This window comes from Paenibacillus sp. WG02 (assembly GCF_055396115.1).
Map to the genome: position 1 here is coordinate 711,433 of NZ_AP036016.1, position 18,048 is coordinate 729,480.

7 protein-coding genes, 2 rRNA genes, 1 pseudogene and 1 riboswitch are annotated in these 18,048 nt (G+C 48.2%); all 10 genes and pseudogenes read left to right on the forward strand.

What is annotated here, in order from left to right; genetic code table 11:
• Window positions 1–101: 101 nt before the first annotated feature.
• The 10 genes and pseudogenes from ACBP55_RS03220 (at window position 102) to ACBP55_RS03265 (ending at window position 18,047) form a co-directional block, all read left to right on the forward strand.
• On the forward strand, window positions 102–1,451 hold the full coding sequence (locus ACBP55_RS03220) for a PepSY domain-containing protein (RefSeq protein ID WP_464649732.1): 1,350 nt from the start codon (window positions 102–104) through the stop codon (window positions 1,449–1,451).
• A 601-nt stretch (window positions 1,452–2,052) separates the two neighbouring features.
• A complete protein-coding gene (locus tag ACBP55_RS03225) occupies window positions 2,053–3,294 on the forward strand; it encodes an MFS transporter (RefSeq protein ID WP_464649734.1) in 1,242 nt (413 codons plus the stop codon).
• A 155-nt stretch (window positions 3,295–3,449) separates the two neighbouring features.
• A complete protein-coding gene (locus tag ACBP55_RS03230) occupies window positions 3,450–4,898 on the forward strand; it encodes a polysaccharide deacetylase (protein ID WP_464649736.1) in 1,449 nt (482 codons plus the stop codon).
• Window positions 4,899–4,962: 64 nt separating this feature from the next.
• Window positions 4,963–5,940, forward strand: coding sequence for an AAA family ATPase (locus ACBP55_RS03235; RefSeq protein ID WP_029194458.1), 978 nt, complete (start codon window positions 4,963–4,965; stop codon window positions 5,938–5,940).
• A 4-nt stretch (window positions 5,941–5,944) separates the two neighbouring features.
• Entirely contained in the window at window positions 5,945–7,165 is a 1,221-nt protein-coding gene (locus ACBP55_RS03240) for a DUF58 domain-containing protein (RefSeq protein ID WP_464649738.1), read from the forward strand.
• Window positions 7,152–9,557: a transglutaminase-like domain-containing protein gene (locus tag ACBP55_RS03245; protein WP_464649740.1), complete on the forward strand. Its 2,406-nt coding sequence runs from the start codon at window positions 7,152–7,154 to the stop codon at window positions 9,555–9,557. The genes ACBP55_RS03240 and ACBP55_RS03245 overlap by 14 nt, the downstream gene beginning before the upstream one ends.
• 112 nt (window positions 9,558–9,669) lie before the next feature.
• Window positions 9,670–11,209: pseudogene (gene guaA, locus ACBP55_RS03250) on the forward strand (glutamine-hydrolyzing GMP synthase).
• 94 nt (window positions 11,210–11,303) lie between these two features.
• A riboswitch (purine riboswitch) is annotated at window positions 11,304–11,404 on the forward strand.
• Window positions 11,405–11,634: 230 nt separating this feature from the next.
• A complete protein-coding gene (locus ACBP55_RS03255; RefSeq protein WP_464649742.1) occupies window positions 11,635–13,038 on the forward strand; it encodes an NCS2 family permease in 1,404 nt (467 codons plus the stop codon).
• 348 nt (window positions 13,039–13,386) lie between these two features.
• Window positions 13,387–14,928, forward strand: a 16S ribosomal RNA gene (locus ACBP55_RS03260).
• A 199-nt stretch (window positions 14,929–15,127) separates the two neighbouring features.
• Window positions 15,128–18,047: ribosomal RNA gene (locus ACBP55_RS03265) — 23S ribosomal RNA — on the forward strand.
• Together the 16S and 23S rRNA genes form the textbook arrangement of a ribosomal RNA operon.
• The last annotated feature ends 1 nt before the right edge of the window (window position 18,048 follow it).

An 18,048-nucleotide genomic window follows, 5' to 3' on the forward strand; every position in this document is an offset into this window, starting at 1 on the left:
AAACGATAGTTGCTATTACGCAGTAAAGAACAATGGAACTTTTTTACAAATTCTTCGTCTAATTCATTGCATGGGAGAAAACTTGTGAAGAGGGGAAAGCGATGAAAAAGAAGCTGATGGTTTCGATATTGTCTATTTTCATGGCTTACGGAAGTACCGCGTACGGGGCTGTGGAGGAAACCCATTGGGTGATGAAAGAGCTCAAGGATTACAAGCAATACATCGTGCCTTATAGGGACAACGCTTCGACACAAGGTACGATCACGCAGAAAGAGTGGGATTCATTTCAGCAAAATGTGCTGGACTCTGGCAAGCTGGATAAACCTATATTGCTCGATGATTGGGCGACGGCTCTTAAAATGGCGGTGGATTTGCCGGAAAAAAACCGTGATGCCTGGATCAGCATGTATGTTCACGGGCTGGGGCAGGGGACGGGGATTACCCGTGAAAATGCTGTCGGAGGGATGGTAAAGCTGTTGATCGGTTCCTACTTCACGGGGAGCTGGTCTGCGGAAGAAGTTAAGCCGGCAAAAGCGCTGCTGGATCTCCAGGATATCAACGATAACCAGCGTGGTCTGGTTGAGATCGCGTATATTCATGGAATTTTGGACGATTCAGTGAAAGAAAAGTTTAGACCGAACGATAGGCTGACGAATGCCGAAGCCATTTCTATGATGTATCAGGTCATGGGTGAAGTGGCGTATGACAAGCCGGATCTGCCGGCAAACCATTGGCTGGGCGAAGAGTTGGCGTTTGCTTACCAAAGCAACAAGCTTCCAAAACCGATGCTTAAGGTGCTGCGTCGTGCTTTTCAAGATCCGATGAACGCCGAACGCAATATTCCTGTTGGTCTGTGGCACGAAATGCTCGTTTCAGGGCTGCCGTTGCCTGCCTATCTGAAGGAGAAAGCGTTTATGTATACGCTTTCTTATGACAAGGATGGAGGAATACTACGGGACAGAGCGGTAGTCGGAATAACTAAGCTGGGGAAAAATCCAAGAAGTGCAACGGCGGAGGAAAAAATGAAAGCTGAACAAGCGTTTGCCGATTATCGCGATGCTTTTGACTCCGATAAAATCGCTGTTGCCTACGGAGATGGGCTTTTGGAGGGACAAAGCGGTCAAAGCTTCGGCGTCCATGGTTACCTAACCTATGCTGAGGCGGCTGCTCTTGCTATCCGTGCAAGCTTAAGGGAGACATTGAACAACACCCCTTTGCTAGTTGATGAGAAGACCGCATTGCAAATAGCCAAAGAAAGGGACCCCGATTCTGAAGCTGAATGGAAAGTAACCTTCAAGAAGGGGCTGGTGCTCCACTACAACACGAACAGGATCATCTATGACGGATGGGTCGTAGAAGCGGTCTATCCGGCAGGAAACAAAATGGTTGTATATATTGATGCCAGAACGGGTAAAATCATGGTCCTTGGGGAGATTGAAGCTTTCCTATAGGGTAGATAGAGGGGGCAAGCTCGAGCCAATGCGATGTTTTTTTTGACCACATAAGAAAGTATAAGTTTTCGGTTCACGAAAACCGCTTTCTTATTGGCGATAAAACCTAATATAGGGATCTTTGGTCGTAGACCAAAGTCTCTCCGCTTATAGGGATCTTTGGTCGTAGACCAAAGTCTCTCCGCTTATAGGGATCTTTGGTCGTAGACCAAAGTCTCTCCTCGTTAAACGCGGTCGCTCATCTTTGAATGGCCTCGATAGAGGTTTTCTCATAAAGTCCTAACCAGCCGTATTGTTGTATTTTGTGCAACAATATGGCGGTTTCTTTGGACAAATAGGCAAATTGTTGTACCGCGTACAACAATTTGGTGAGAATCGCTTAGAATTAGGCGTTTTTAGCTCAAATTGTTGTACGAAATACAACAATAGCTAGCTACTTCGGCTGGAAGTAGATGTATTGTTGCACAAAATACAACTTGGAATAACGTGAACTTGGTAACTTTTGATCCTGAGAGAGGGAATTTGTCGACATAGGAGAATAAATAAGGTATATCATCATGTAAAAAAATATATTTATTGTTCTTGAAAGGATTTTTCTCACATGTGGACCATGCTCAAAGACCGAAGAATGACGTTTCTCATGATAGCCAACATCTTATCCTCGATCGGCTCAGGAATAACCATGATTGGCGTGCCGTGGCTGTTAGTGAATCGAGCAGGGGGGAGTGAGATCTTTGGTTATGCAACACTAGCATCAACCATCATACTTTTCTTCCTATCGCCGCACATCGGCGTATATATTGACCGCATTTCTAGGAAGAAAATGCTGCTGGGCAGTGAAGTGATCGGCGGATCGGTCACACTGCTATTTGCGCTATGGGGACTTAGTACAGGCCACTTCGAAACGTGGCAGCTGATCGTCATTTATTTTAGCGGTTCTCTGTACTATAACGTTCACTTTCCAACCCAGTTCGCGTTTACACAGGAGATCTTCTCGAAGGAACAGTACAAGACGCTCAATTCCATACTCGAGGTCCAAAATCAGTCCACATCGATGATCGCGGGCGGCTTGGCGAGTCTACTGATTGATCATATCGATTTTGCCTGGATTCTATTAGCGGACGCGATGACTTACTTTTTGGGCTTTGGTCTATTTTTGCTTATTCCTTATATCAAGAACAGGTCTGTCACGGCAACCGGCGCCGTTTCCATGTGGTCCAATATCAGTGAAGGCTTCGCTTATTTGAAAACGAGACCGCTATTGGTCATGTTTTTCCTCTGCGCGTTGATGCCGTTTCTGTGTGTGATGGTCGGTAATTACCTTTACCCCGTCTATATCACAAGTGTCCTCCATGGAGGGGCCAATGTTCTCGGGACAGCCGATATGATTTTCGCCATCGGAGCTGTCGTGGCCGGATTAACGATCCCGCTGCTTATGCAGCGTTTGGGCTCCTACTATACGACGATTCTCTCGTTTGTCATTTTTAGTCTGTCGATTGTTTTCTTTTATGTATTCCCTATTGTTTCTATTTTTCTCCTCTTCAAAACATTGAACGGATGGGGGAACGCAGGGAGTCGCGTAGCGCGTAATACGATTTTGATGGAAATGGTTCCAAATCATTTGATCGGTCGTGTGAATAGCTTTTTCAACACCGTAGGAATGGGGATGCGAGTTCTGCTCATTGGAGTCTGTACGCAAATTGTTTCTTTTCAAGGCGCTAGGATGGCCATTCTTTTGCTCGGAATCTTATTAGTCGTTAGTTTCATTGGTCTTATTGGCAGCAGGCCCTTGTTTAACGTGGCAACACAAACGAAAAATGAGGCTGTACCACAAGAAATTTAGCAATAAATCGAACGAAAACAGCTCGGTTGTTTTATTAGAAAACTACCCTTCTCACTCCGAGAGGGGTAGTTTTTGTTATGGTGACATACTCTTGAGGGTTCTCCCATATAATCTATCAGCTAGCAAAATGATAGAACAAGCGGAGGGATCATCGGATGCGTTTTCGTGTACAACGTGCGACCAACAGACAGAAAAGAGTTCAACTTTGGGTGGTAATCCTTTTACTAGTTTCTCTATTTTTCTTTACAATTCCAGCAATGGCAACGGAGAGCGATGGAAACTCCGCACTAGCACAAGCACAAGAAGGGCAAGATCTTTTTCAAAAGCTCAAAACAGGCAAGCGTCCGCAGAGCGAGAAGACGTATGAAACACCGGAACAGCCAACCGTTTACTTGACCTTTGATGACGGCCCTAGCAAGCTGACAAGTCAGGTGCTGGATATTTTAGATAAAGAGAACGTGAAAGCTACGTTTTTTGCACTTGGCGAGCAAGCGCAGGCACACCCTGCATTAGTCAAAAGAATCGTGCAAGACGGACATACATTAGGCAATCATTCCTATAATCATGTATATAAAGAGCTGTACAGCGATTTCCAAACCTTTTGGGACCAAATCCAGCGTAGTGAGGACATCTTTGCCAGTTTGGCTGATACCAGACCGCAATTGGTGCGCGCCCCTGGAGGTACATATACGAATTTCGATGCGTACTACTACTATTTGATGGATCAAGCGGGTTATATCGTTACAGACTGGAATGTAGACAGTGGTGATTCCAAAAGAGTGCATGTGCCTGTGAATGAAATTTGGCAAACGATTAAGGGAGCACCGCTTGAACACGAGATCAACATCCTGTTTCATGACGGCAGTGGGCATGAGTCAACGGTAGAAGTATTGCCTCAAGTCATTAGCTATTACAAAAAATTAGGTTACGCGTTCGCTCCCCTTACGACTCAGGTTAAGCCCAAACAATTCCCAGTGGGGAAGTCGAAGTGGTCGAGAAACATGAGTTTGACCCATTTCCAAGAGCTGATGAAAGAAACCCAGCAATATGCTTTAGCCCATATTCAGACGGATCAAGATCAGAAGGATGCTGAACAGCATCTTGCCAATCAAACCATTGTAGCCAGAGAAGAAACGGCACAAATTCTATCCGCGCAAGCGGCGCTGCCGCTGCAAGTTCATGTGGTCGGAGGCAGCAGTTTTGCAATTGAACCTTCAGCGTATCAGCTGCGTGCTAATCGGATTGAACTGCCGCTTCGCTTTCTTATCGAGAAAATGGGCGGGCAAGTAGAATGGCAGGCTGATAAGAAGACAGCGAATGCACATTTTGGTGTTTATGATTTGGAATATGATTTATCCACTAGAAGCATCAGGCTGTATACCCTAGGTAATAGCGTTGCTACCTATTCATTAGCTGATATGAATTTCAAGGATGGTAAGATCATCGTTCCTTTACGGAAAACCATAGATTTACTAGGCGGGCGAATTACGGATACGGTCATAGAATCTAATAAGCGAGAGGTGTCTGTGGCATTACGGCCTTTTTATATATTTAAAGAGAATAATAGTCTTCTGAAAAACTCTCTATTTGCCATGGGAGGGTAATGTCTAAAATAGTAGAGGGCTGGAAAAACTAGAAGCATACCCTTATAAAGGAGGCTTCTTGTCTATGCAGTCGAAAACCCGAATATTCGATCAGCCGCAGCCTCTCGTGGAACGGATGATCATGAACGTAGAGAAAGTAATTGTTGGAAAGAGAGAGACGATAGAGAAAGCGTTCGTTGCTATGCTGAGCGGCGGCCATCTTTTGCTAGAAGACGTTCCTGGTGTTGGGAAGACGATGCTTGTACGTGCCTTGGCTAGGACGATTGGTTGTGAGTTTAAGAGAATTCAGTGCACGCCTGATTTATTGCCGTCGGATGTAACCGGTGTATCTGTATTTAATGTGAAATCGAATGATTTTGAGTTTCGTCCCGGACCTTTAATGACACCCATCGTGTTGGCAGACGAAGTCAACCGTACCTCACCGAAGACACAATCTGCTTTTTTAGAGGCGATGGAAGAGAAGCGGGTTACGATAGACGGGGTGAGTTATGAATTGCCTAAACCCTTCGTCTTATTAGCTACGCAAAACCCAGTGGACTATGAAGGTACTTATGCGCTGCCGGAAGCACAGATGGATCGTTTTATGATGAAGTTGTCACTTGGATATCCGACGCCTGAGCAAGAAATTCTGATGCTGGATCGCCTACAGGATCGCCAGCCGCTGGAGCACTTGAAGCCTGTTATCGTACAGGATGAGTTTGTGCAATTGCAAAGAGAAGCAACCATGATTCATGTCGATAATACGTTAAAAGATTTCATTGTGCGTCTGGCTTTGGCAACTAGGGAGCATGTTGATTTGTACTTGGGAGCAAGTCCAAGAGCATCCTATGCTTTGATGCGCGCTGCGCAAACGTTGGCTTATATGAAGGGCAGAAGCTTCGTGGTGCCAGACGACATCAAGGATTTGGTGCTGCCGATTTGGACACACCGGCTTATTCTGACTTCCGAAGCACGAATGACGGGCAAGTCTGCGGAGACGATTTTGACAGATTTATTAGCCACCTTACAAACGCCTGTTCTTCGCTATGTCTCGGGGAAGTAGGCCAATGATGAGAAGCTGGGGTAAGACGTCGCTGTTGGTTGTGGGATGTGTGCTGTCGATTGTTTTGGCGTATTGGCAAGGTGGATTTGCCGCTTGGTATTTAGGAATTTGTTTGACTTTAATTTGGATTCAGGCTGGATTATTTTATGTATTCGCATTAAATGGACTCACCGTTAGCCGGCAGTTGTCAGGCGAGGTTTTCGTATCTGGTGAAGACATTGCCATCACTTTGCAGATTGGGCATCGTACGTTTTTGCCACTGCCTTGGATGATTATTAAGGACAATTGGGTTCATGAAGGTAGCGGGGTGAAGCTGACCTATAGCAAGCTGGTTTTCCCATGGTTTCGATCAGCCTTCATCCTCCATTATAAAATGACGGGTCTTATGCGAGGCGTTTATCGGTTCGCAGGCTTTGAAGCAGTGACCGGTGATTTATTTGGTTTTGCTGTGCGAAAAGCCTATCGCGATGATCTTCACCGGTGTGTTGTTTATCCGAGACCTGATTCTTTGACCGGATCAGGCATGACATTTCAATCCGAGGATGGTGATGTGCCTACCGTCCGTGGCCCCAAAGCCGACACACCGCTGATTAGCGGTGTTCGCGATTATGTCAGCGGTGACCCCTATCACCGCATCCATTGGAAATCCACAGCCAGGCTTAGCCGGCTGATGACCAAAGACCCCGAGCAAGCATCCTCCGCGAAGCGGATGCTGCTGCTCGACACGACGCCTGCGGCGGGTCCAGCTGAGGCGGCGCAGCCGCTGCTGGAGAAGGGCGTCGCCCTCGCGGCGGGCTTCTTCGAAGCCGCCGCTGGCGGGCGCGAGAGCTGCGGCTTCGCCAGCAGCAGCTCCATTGGCAGGCGAATCACGCCGACGATTCGCCCTGATTTAACGCTCGCGTACGAAGTACTCGCGAGCGTGGGCGGCAAGCCCGCCCTTTCCTTTCCTGACCTCGTCAGGAAAGAGGCGGCGGCCTTGCCGCTGGATGCGTCGATGCTGTGCATCACATCGACGCTGGATTTGGCGCTGGTGCGCGCGATCGCAGATAGCGGCACCAGGCGCCGATCCGTGCACGTGATCTACGTGCACGCGCGGCCCTCCCTCTCGGTCGCGGAGCGAGAGGGAGCTTCCCAGCTGCAGGCCGTAGGCTGCAGCTTCACGGAAGTGCCGCATCCGCGTAGCCAGTGGCCAAAGCAAGGAGGTGTCGCGGATGCAACCGCTTGAACATGGCCGCGCTCTTTCACGCCCTTTGCGCACAAGCGCAGACTCGTCGCGCTTGAAGTCTCGCTCTATACACACAAGCGAAGACTCGCCGAGCTCGCGCTCTTTCACTTCTACAGGCGCTAATGCCGCTATCCCATCAAGTCCAATCTTCCATTCAAGCGCCATCTCTAACGCACAGTCATCATCGCCAATCACCAATACCTTTTTTCGAGACAGTCTAATCTCACTGCTGCTCTTCCTGCTGCTCTCAGAATGGCTCCGTCCACTAGCCTGGATGGCCGATGCCTCCATTCAAATCGGTCCCATTCTTGTCGTTTTTGCGATCTGCATCGCCATAGATTGCTTCAAGGTTCCTTATGCGTGGGGATGGACATCCAAAAGCATTCTGATCCTGCTCTTCATTGGCTTTATGTTCGACCGTGAAGGCTTTCTAACCGGAGTATGGATCATCGATTTGGTGAGGATCATTTCTCAGGATATAGTTCATATCGTTCAAGCTCATTTCGATCTAATCAGTGGTCAAATGCGAACGCTGCTCTTTCTGTTAGGTTGGTCGCTCCTGATTTCCGTTGTGCAGGCTCTCATGCTGCAGAGGCAGCACAGTCTTTGGTTTGTTGCGGCCACGCTCATTTATCTTGTCTTCTTACAGTTGGTGCTTGGCGCGGATACGGTTCAAGGGATTATGCGCACAATAGGATATGGACTACTTCTGTTATCGCTGCTCAATCTCTCTAGAATTGAACAAACCTATGGCATCGCTTCGGTGCGTTCGGGCAGCTTTTTTCAATGGATTGTAGTCAGCTTGGTCGTTGTAAGTGCGCTAGCAAGTGTAGGGTGGTACTCGGCAAGGCAGGCAGAGCCTACTCCCCTCATGAAACCTGTTAGCTGGGCGTATTTATACGATCGCATATTTGAACTTTACAACGAAGATACCGGGGGGAAGGGGGCTTTTGCTCGGTCTGGATACGGTCAAGACGACTCCTCCTTAGGAGGTCCACTCCAGGTGGACACGACCCCAGTATTCACGGCTAAAACATCCGAATTAACCTACTGGCGCGGAGAATCCAAAAGCTTCTACGACGGCAAAGGATGGACTGAACCCAATCAAACACTGGAGCCTTTTGTTTCTACTAATCCATTCACAGGTCGGGCTGTGAATCAGGAAATTCTATGGAACACGAAGTCGCCAAATAACCAATTGTTTGTGGGTGGAAAGCTATTAGATGTTGATATGCTTTTGAGCGAGAAGGGGAAACCGCTAACATCGAACAGCCTCCTTACATCTAAATCTAATGGTAAAGTGACTTTGCCCGTGATCATGGATCCGTTGTCATATTACAAAATAACCGTCCAACCCGTGCAGGAAGATCCATCTATTCTCAATACCGATACAGGCAGCTATCCCTCTGATGTTGCAGGGGAATATCTTCAGCTTCCATCTTCATTGCCGCGGTCTGTTCGCGCCATTGCTGAGCAAGTGACAGCGAGTCGTTTGACGCCTTATGCCAAAGCGGTTGCGATTGAGCAGTATTTAAGCAATACCTATACCTATAGTCTCGAAAAGCCAACGAATCCAAGCCGCAATGAGGATTTTGTCAGTCATTTTCTGTTCGTAGACCGAACAGGGTACTGTGATCATTTTTCAACGTCGATGGTCGTTATGCTTCGTTCTGTCGGGGTGCCTGCCCGCTGGGTCAAAGGTTTCGCTCCAGGGACACTGCAAGCATCTAGCGACGGTGATGGGCTTAAGGAAGTTATGGTTCGCAATCAAGATGCGCATTCATGGGTCGAGGTTTATTTTCCTTCTATGGGCTGGGTGCCGTTTGAGCCTACACCAGGTTTCTCTGGTATTTCGCCCGACCATCCGAGAGAAACTTTGACGACAGCTGCCATGGAACAAGCGGCGATGACAGCTTCACTTATGAACGTTCCTACGCCTACTAAGTTTACAACCAATCCAAGTGAGTGGCTTCATGCAGCGAAGGATAAAATCGTCAATTTTGCAAAGCCTTATAGGGATGCTTTCATTGTTCTAATCGGATGTTGTCTCCTGTTTGCAGGTATTTTCGTTTTGCTTAAGCGAAAAGGGTTCCTAGTCAATTCACGGCTGTATTTTCCAATTTACAAAAGCAAGATGGGCAAATCACACCCCTTGACAGCTTATATGGATCGTTTATGGATACAGCTTTTTCGAAAATACGGCGCAAAATCCGCTAGTCAGACGGTGCGAGAGTACGTCGCAATGCTAAATTTCAATAATCAAAGGCAGAAACAAGCACTGCTCGAGTTTGCCTTGATTTACGAAAGTGTCCGCTATGATACGGCCAATTCACTGACCTATACGAAGCGGGAAATTACCGCGATTTGGAAAGCCATTCAAAAGACACATTAAACCCCTTTACATCCTAGGTACCTAATGTTTAAAATTAGTACCTATAAATAGTGATAAGTGGACAAGGGGAGCCCCTTAAACCTCAATCGCTATGAATCTAGGAGGTCGGATAATGAGTAAACCGAGTGAAATGATTGTCGTATTAGATTTTGGAGGCCAGTATAATCAACTGATTGCTAGACGAATTCGTGATTTGGGCGTTTACAGCGAGCTGCTGCCGCACAATACAACTGTTGATAAAATTCGTGAACTTAACCCTAAAGGGATTGTGTTCTCCGGCGGTCCGTCGAGCGTTTACGGTGAAGGAGCTCCGGCGGTTGACGCAGGAGTTTTTGATCTGGGTATTCCAATCTTGGGTATTTGCTATGGCATGCAGTTAATTGCTCACCAACTGAACGGTAAAGTCGAACGTGCGCATACGCGTGAATATGGCAAGGCAGATCTTGCATTTACGAATGAAAGCCCGCTAGTGAAAGGGTTAGAATCCAAACAAACCGTGTGGATGAGTCATGGAGATCACGTTTCCGTTCTGCCTGAAGGCTTCGTTATAGAAGCAAGCACGGATTCACTTCCGATTGCTGCAATGAGTAACCGTGAGCGCAACATTCATGCTGTACAGTTCCACCCAGAAGTTCGTCATTCCCTTCAAGGGAATGAAATGATCCATAACTTTATCTATGGCGTATGTGGTTGCGTCGGCGACTGGACGATGTCAAGTTTCGTGGAAGACATGGTCAAAGAGCTTCGTCAAGAAGTTGGCGACAAGAAAGTGCTATGCGCACTTAGTGGCGGCGTGGATTCATCCGTTGTTGCCATTCTGCTGCACAAAGCCATCGGCGCTCAGTCTGACGTGTATGTTTATTGATCATGGTTTGCTGCGTCAAGGTGAAGCAGAGAGCGTTATGGACACTTTTGTCGGCAAATTCGATATGAAAGTAGTCAAAATTGATGCTCGTGAACGTTTCCTAGGCAAATTGGCCGGCGTAGACGACCCCGAGCAAAAACGTAAAATTATCGGTACCGAATTCATCCGTGTATTCGAAGAGGAATCCAGTCAGTTTGATGACTTTACTTTCCTAGCTCAAGGTACTTTATACACAGATATCGTGGAAAGCGGTACGGCTACTGCTCAAACGATCAAATCGCACCATAACGTAGGCGGACTGCCGAAAGATATGAAGTTTAAGCTCATCGAGCCGCTCAAAACACTGTTCAAAGACGAAGTGCGTAAAGTAGGCGAGGAATGCGGCCTTCCAGCTGCAATCGTTTGGAGACAGCCTTTCCCAGGTCCTGGACTAGCTATTCGTGTTCTAGGTGAAGTTACGGAGGATAAGCTGAAAATCGTTCGTGAATCCGACGCCATTCTGCGCGACGAAATCGCCAAAGCTGGCTTAGATCGTGAGATCTGGCAGTACTTCACAGCACTTCCAGGCATGAAAAGCGTGGGAGTTATGGGGGACGCAAGAACTTACTCTTATACGGTAGGTATTCGTGCTGTTACATCTATTGATGGGATGACAGCGGACTGGGCGCGTATTCCTTGGGATGTGCTTGAGAAGATATCGGTTCGTATCGTTAATGAAGTTGAGAACGTGAATCGTATCGTTTATGACATCACTTCTAAGCCGCCAGCTACAATTGAGTGGGAGTAATATAAATCACTAGCAAAAGACGAACGTTATGGGAAAATATACCCCTGTATCGTTCGTCTTTTTTATTGACATCTGGTTATTTCCCAACTAAAATGTGTTATGGATAACAGTTTTTCGTATAATCTTGGGAATTGGCCTGAGAGTTTCTACGAGATCACCGCAAATGATCTGGCTACGAAAAAAAAGGAACGGAATCCGTATGAGTTTTTACGTGCACCTTTACACATCGAAGGCAGCTCTCATATGGAAAGCTCCTTTTTCGTACCCGGAATCAGGCATTATGATTCCGGGTTTTTTGCTGTTGCCAGAAAGTATATGTTTTAAACTTTTGCTTTGCACAACCTTGATAAACGCGCTCGTCCTTGAAGGACGACAGGGGTGTTTATCCTTGGTTCCCCACCATTCGTTTTAGGAGGAGTAGGAAAATGGATCGCTTTTTTAAATTGAAACAAAACGGCACGACCGTAAGAACAGAAATCATGGCGGGAATCACCACGTTCATGACGATGGCTTACATTCTGGCGGTAAATCCAGACATTCTCAGTGCTTTTAAATCGGGTGCAACCGGCGGTGACTGGACTTCGATTTTCTTGGCAACTGCGATTGCTGCGGGTGTAATGACGATTGCAATGGGGTTATTCGTTAACTTTCCAGTAGCGCTAGCTCCGGGAATGGGCTTGAATGCTTACTTCGCGACCATCATTTTAACCTCGCAAGGTAAATTTACGTTTTCTATGGCTTTAACAGCTGTATTCATTTCGGGGATTATTTTCATCATTCTTACCGTTACCAGAGTTCGTCAAATGCTCCTTGTGGCCATTCCAGATAGCCTGAAGCATGCGATTACTGTGGGTATTGGTTTGTTTATCGCCATGATCGGTTTCAAAAACAGCGGGATCTTAACCGTTGCGGTTGAAAGCGGCAAAGATATTAAGGCGCATCAATTTACAGATGTACTTTCATTTGAAACTGTGTTCCACATGGGTTCATTAGAAGATAAAGGCGTTATTTTAACAATCGTTGGGGTCTTGTTGATTTCCATCTTTATGGTGCTTCGTCTTCGTGGTGCGATCTTGATCGGAATTTTGGCTACGACAATCATTGGGTACTTCATGGGTATGGTTAATCTCGGTTCATTGACTAGTGCAGACACGACATGGGTTCCTGATTTAACAAAGCTTCGTTTCGCTGATTTTGATTTTGCAGGCATTATGACAACGGGGATCGTTTCGGTTATTGCTACTTTTACGTTTGTTGAGCTTTTTGATACATTCGGTACGATGGTTGGAACAGCGAATCGCGCTGGTATAATGAAGAATAAAGAAGAAGGCAACAAGCGCGTAGGTAAGGCCATGTTCGTGGATGCGATTGGTGTTAGTGGCGGTGCGTTAGTTGGGACAAGTACGGTTACTGCTTTTGTAGAGAGCGCAGCAGGTGTAGCTGAAGGCGGACGTACAGGTTTAACGGCGGTAACGACAGGCGTATGTTTCTTGCTTGCCCTGTTCTTAGCTCCGATTGCCATGTTGGTTCCTGGTTCTGCGACAGCGGCAGCGTTGATCGTGGTTGGTGTTCTGATGGTTCAATCCATTCGTGAGATCGACTTCCAAGAATTTGTTCTGGCGATTCCCGCTTTCCTTACCATTGTTTTGATGCCTTTCACTTACAATATTGCAAATGGTATCTCCTTCGGTATCGTTTCGTATGTAGTTTTGGCAGCAGTTTCTAACCTAGGTGGCAAAAGTCAGACGCGTTACCCGATTCACTGGTTAATGTGGGTACTGGCGATTCTAATCCTAGCTCGTTACATCTTTATTGGAAGCCAAGGTTAAATAGCCTCAAGCTCTGGTGCATTACGCACTGGAGCTTTTTTGATTTCCATATTTTTCAATGCATAAAAAGCTTGCAATCAGTTTGTGGATTTGTTATATTACTCCTTGTCGCTTCGGCGGTCGAACGAAAGAACGAAAGAAATTAAAAAAAAAGTTCTTGCAATCGAATAGGCTGATGTGGTATATTGATCAAGTCGCCTTTGAGGGGCGAAGGATTAAAACGAAAGAAATTGATCTTTGAAAACTGAACAACGAGTGAGTAAGCACGAACGAGAAATCGTTCAAAAAGAGATTGCAAAATCTCGCTAGCAACGCAAATGAGCAATTAAGCTTTCAAATAGTTTTACTATTATGGAGAGTTTGATCCTGGCTCAGGACGAACGCTGGCGGCGTGCCTAATACATGCAAGTCGAGCGGGTTTATCCTTCGGGATAAGCTAGCGGCGGACGGGTGAGTAACACGTAGGTAACCTGCCTATAAGATCGGGATAACTATCGGAAACGATAGCTAAGACCGGATAACTGGTTTTCTCGCATGAGAGAATTATGAAACACGGAGCAATCTGTGGCTTATAGATGGGCCTGCGGCGCATTAGCTAGTTGGTGAGGTAACGGCTCACCAAGGCGACGATGCGTAGCCGACCTGAGAGGGTGAACGGCCACACTGGGACTGAGACACGGCCCAGACTCCTACGGGAGGCAGCAGTAGGGAATCTTCCGCAATGGACGCAAGTCTGACGGAGCAACGCCGCGTGAGTGATGAAGGTTTTCGGATCGTAAAGCTCTGTTGCCCTAGACGAACAGCAAGGAGAGTAACTGCTCTTTGTGTGACGGTATAGGAGAAGAAAGCCCCGGCTAACTACGTGCCAGCAGCCGCGGTAATACGTAGGGGGCAAGCGTTGTCCGGAATTATTGGGCGTAAAGCGCGCGCAGGCGGTCAATTAAGTTGGGTGTTTAAGCCCGGGGCTCAACCCCGGTTCGCATCCAAAACTGGTTGACTTGAGTGTAGGAGAGGAAAGTGGAATTCCACGTGTAGCGGTGAAATGCGTAGAGATGTGGAGGAACACCAGTGGCGAAGGCGACTTTCTGGCCTATAACTGACGCTGAGGCGCGAAAGCGTGGGGAGCAAACAGGATTAGATACCCTGGTAGTCCACGCCGTAAACGATGCATACTAGGTGTTGGGGATTCGATTCCTCGGTGCCGAAGTTAACACAGTAAGTATGCCGCCTGGGGAGTACGCTCGCAAGAGTGAAACTCAAAGGAATTGACGGGGACCCGCACAAGCAGTGGAGTATGTGGTTTAATTCGAAGCAACGCGAAGAACCTTACCAGGTCTTGACATCCCGGTGTAACGCCTAGAGATAGGCGCCCTCTTCGGAGCACTGGAGACAGGTGGTGCATGGTTGTCGTCAGCTCGTGTCGTGAGATGTTGGGTTAAGTCCCGCAACGAGCGCAACCCTTGATCTTAGTTGCCAGCACTTTGGGTGGGCACTCTAAGATGACTGCCGGTGACAAACCGGAGGAAGGTGGGGATGACGTCAAATCATCATGCCCCTTATGACCTGGGCTACACACGTACTACAATGGTCGGTACAACGGGAAGCGAAGCCGCGAGGTGGAGCCAATCCTTATAAGCCGATCTCAGTTCGGATTGCAGGCTGCAACTCGCCTGCATGAAGTCGGAATTGCTAGTAATCGCGGATCAGCATGCCGCGGTGAATACGTTCCCGGGTCTTGTACACACCGCCCGTCACACCACGAGAGTTTACAACACCCGAAGTCGGTGGGGTAACCCGCAAGGGAGCCAGCCGCCGAAGGTGGGGTAGATGATTGGGGTGAAGTCGTAACAAGGTAGCCGTATCGGAAGGTGCGGCTGGATCACCTCCTTTCTATGGAGACTCGGTCTTGATAAGACCAGTCAAGTATCTTCGGATACAAAACAGCTTACTCACTCGTGTTCAGTTTTGAAGGATGAATTTTACCTTCAACTACTTGTTCCTTGAAAACTAGATAACGAAACAAAACGTAAAGTAAGAACTTAGGTTGTGTAATGTAACAATTACGCAAAATTCTTTAAATGTTTTTCTAGGTTAAGCTAGAAAGAGCACACGGAGGATGCCTAGGCACTAGGAGCCGAAGAAGGACGTGGCGAACGACGAAATGCCTCGGGGAGCCGTAAGCAGGCTTTGATCCGGGGATGTCCGAATGGGGGAACCCAGCTGTGGTAATGCGCAGTTACCATGCAGTGAATACATAGCTGCATTGGAGGCATACCCAGGGAACTGAAACATCTAAGTACCTGGAGGAAAAGAAAACAAAAGTGATTCCGTCAGTAGCGGCGAGCGAAAGCGGAATAGCCCAAACCAAGGAGCTTGCTCCTTGGGGTTGTAGGACCTCGATATGGGGTTAGTTCGGTAGGCGAAGTGATCTGGAAAGGTCCGGCATAGAAGGTAAAAGCCCTGTAGCCAAAATCGAACGAATCCCCTAGAGGTATCCTGAGTACGGCGGGTCACGTGAAACCCCGTCGGAATCCGGCAGGACCATCTGCCAAGGCTAAATACTCCCTAGTGACCGATAGTGAAGCAGTACCGTGAGGGAAAGGTGAAAAGCACCGCGGAAGCGGAGTGAAAAAGAACCTGAAACCGTGTGCTTACAAAAAGTCAGAGCACTCTATATGTGTGATGGCGTGCCTTTTGTAGAATGAACCGGCGAGTTACGTTCCCGTGCGAGGTTAAGCTGAAAAGGCGGAGCCGCAGCGAAAGCGAGTCTGAATAGGGCGCTTTAGTACGTGGACGTAGACCCGAAACCGTGTGATCTACCCCTGTCCAGGGTGAAGGTGAGGTAACACTCACTGGAGGCCCGAACCCACGCATGTTGAAAAATGCGGGGATGAGGTGGGGGTAGCGGAGAAATTCCAATCGAACTCGGAGATAGCTGGTTCTCCCCGAAATAGCTTTAGGGCTAGCCTCGGATGTTGAGTTGTGGAGGTAAAGCACTGATTGGGTGCGGGGCCCGCCAAGGGTTACCAAGTCCAGTCAAACTCTGAATGCCACAAACTTAAATCCGGGAGTCAGACAGTGAGTGCTAAGATCCATTGTCAAAAGGGAAACAGCCCAGACCATCAGCTAAGGTCCCCAAGTGTGTGTTAAGTGGGAAAGGATGTGGAGTTGCACAGACAACCAGGATGTTGGCTTAGAAGCAGCCACCATTGAAAGAGTGCGTAATAGCTCACTGGTCGAGTGACTCTGCGCCGAAAATGTAACGGGGCTAAACACGCCACCGAAGCTATGGCTTGCACTATGTGCATGGGTAGGGGAGCGTTGTATGTACGTTGAATTCTGACCGTAAGGACAGGTGGAGCGCATACAAGTGAGAATGCCGGTATAAGTAACGAAAAGATCAGTGAGAATCTGATCCGCCGAAAACCTAAGGGTTCCTGAGGAAGGCTCGTCCGCTCAGGGTAAGTCGGGACCTAAGGCGAGGCCGAAAGGCGTAGTCGATGGACAACAGGTGGAAATTCCTGTACCACCGTAGCCGTTATGAGCGATGGAGTGACGCAGAAGGATAGTGACGCGAGCTGATGGATGCTCGTCCAAGCAGTGAGGCTGGTTAGTAGGCAAATCCGCTAACCGTTAAGGCTGGGCTGTGATGGGGAGGGAAACTTTAAGTACCGAAGGCCATGAGTTCACACTGCCAAGAAAAGCTTCTAGCCAGGCGAAGGTGCCCGTACCGCAAACCGACACAGGTGGGTGAGAAGAGAATTCTAAGGCGCGCGGAAGAACTCTCGTTAAGGAACTCGGCAAAATGACCCCGTAACTTCGGGAGAAGGGGTGCCTCGGTAGGGTGAATAGCCCGAGGGGGCCGCAGTGAAAAGGCCCAAGCGACTGTTTAGCAAAAACACAGGTCTGTGCGAAGCCGCAAGGCGAAGTATACGGGCTGACGCCTGCCCGGTGCTGGAAGGTTAAGAGGAGTGGTTAGGGACCTCGGTTCCGAAGCTATGAATTGAAGCCCCAGTAAACGGCGGCCGTAACTATAACGGTCCTAAGGTAGCGAAATTCCTTGTCAGGTAAATTCTGACCCGCACGAATGGCGTAACGACTTGGGCGCTGTCTCAACGAGAGATCCGGTGAAATTTTAATACCTGTGAAGATGCAGGTTACCCGCGACAAGACGGAAAGACCCCATGGAGCTTTACTGCAGCTTGATATTGGACTTTGGTACGATCTGTACAGGATAGGTGGGAGCCTTTGAAGCCTGAGCGCCAGCTTGGGTGGAGGCGCCGTTGGGATACCACCCTGATCGTATCGGAGTTCTAACCTGGTACCGTGAACCGGTATGGGGACAGTGTCAGGTGGGCAGTTTGACTGGGGCGGTCGCCTCCTAAAATGTAACGGAGGCGTTTAAAGGTTCCCTCAGAATGGTTGGAAATCATTCGCAGAGTGCAAAGGCATAAGGGAGCTTGACTGCGAGACCTACAAGTCGAGCAGGGACGAAAGTCGGACTTAGTGATCCGGTGGTACCGAATGGAAGGGCCATCGCTCAACGGATAAAAGCTACCCTGGGGATAACAGGCTTATCTCCCCCAAGAGTCCACATCGACGGGGAGGTTTGGCACCTCGATGTCGGCTCATCGCATCCTGGGGCTGAAGTAGGTCCCAAGGGTTGGGCTGTTCGCCCATTAAAGCGGTACGCGAGCTGGGTTCAGAACGTCGTGAGACAGTTCGGTCCCTATCTGTCGCGGGCGTAGGAAATTTGAGAGGAGCTGTCCTTAGTACGAGAGGACCGGGATGGACGTACCGCTGGTGTACCAGTTGTCTCGCCAGAGGCATCGCTGGGTAGCTATGTACGGAGGGGATAAGCGCTGAAAGCATCTAAGCGCGAAGCCCCCCTCAAGATGAGATTTCCCAGTATGTAAGACCCCTTGTAGACGACGAGGTTGATAGGTTCGAGGTGGAAGTGCAGCAATGCATGCAGCTGACGAATACTAATCGGTCGAGGGCTTAACCAAT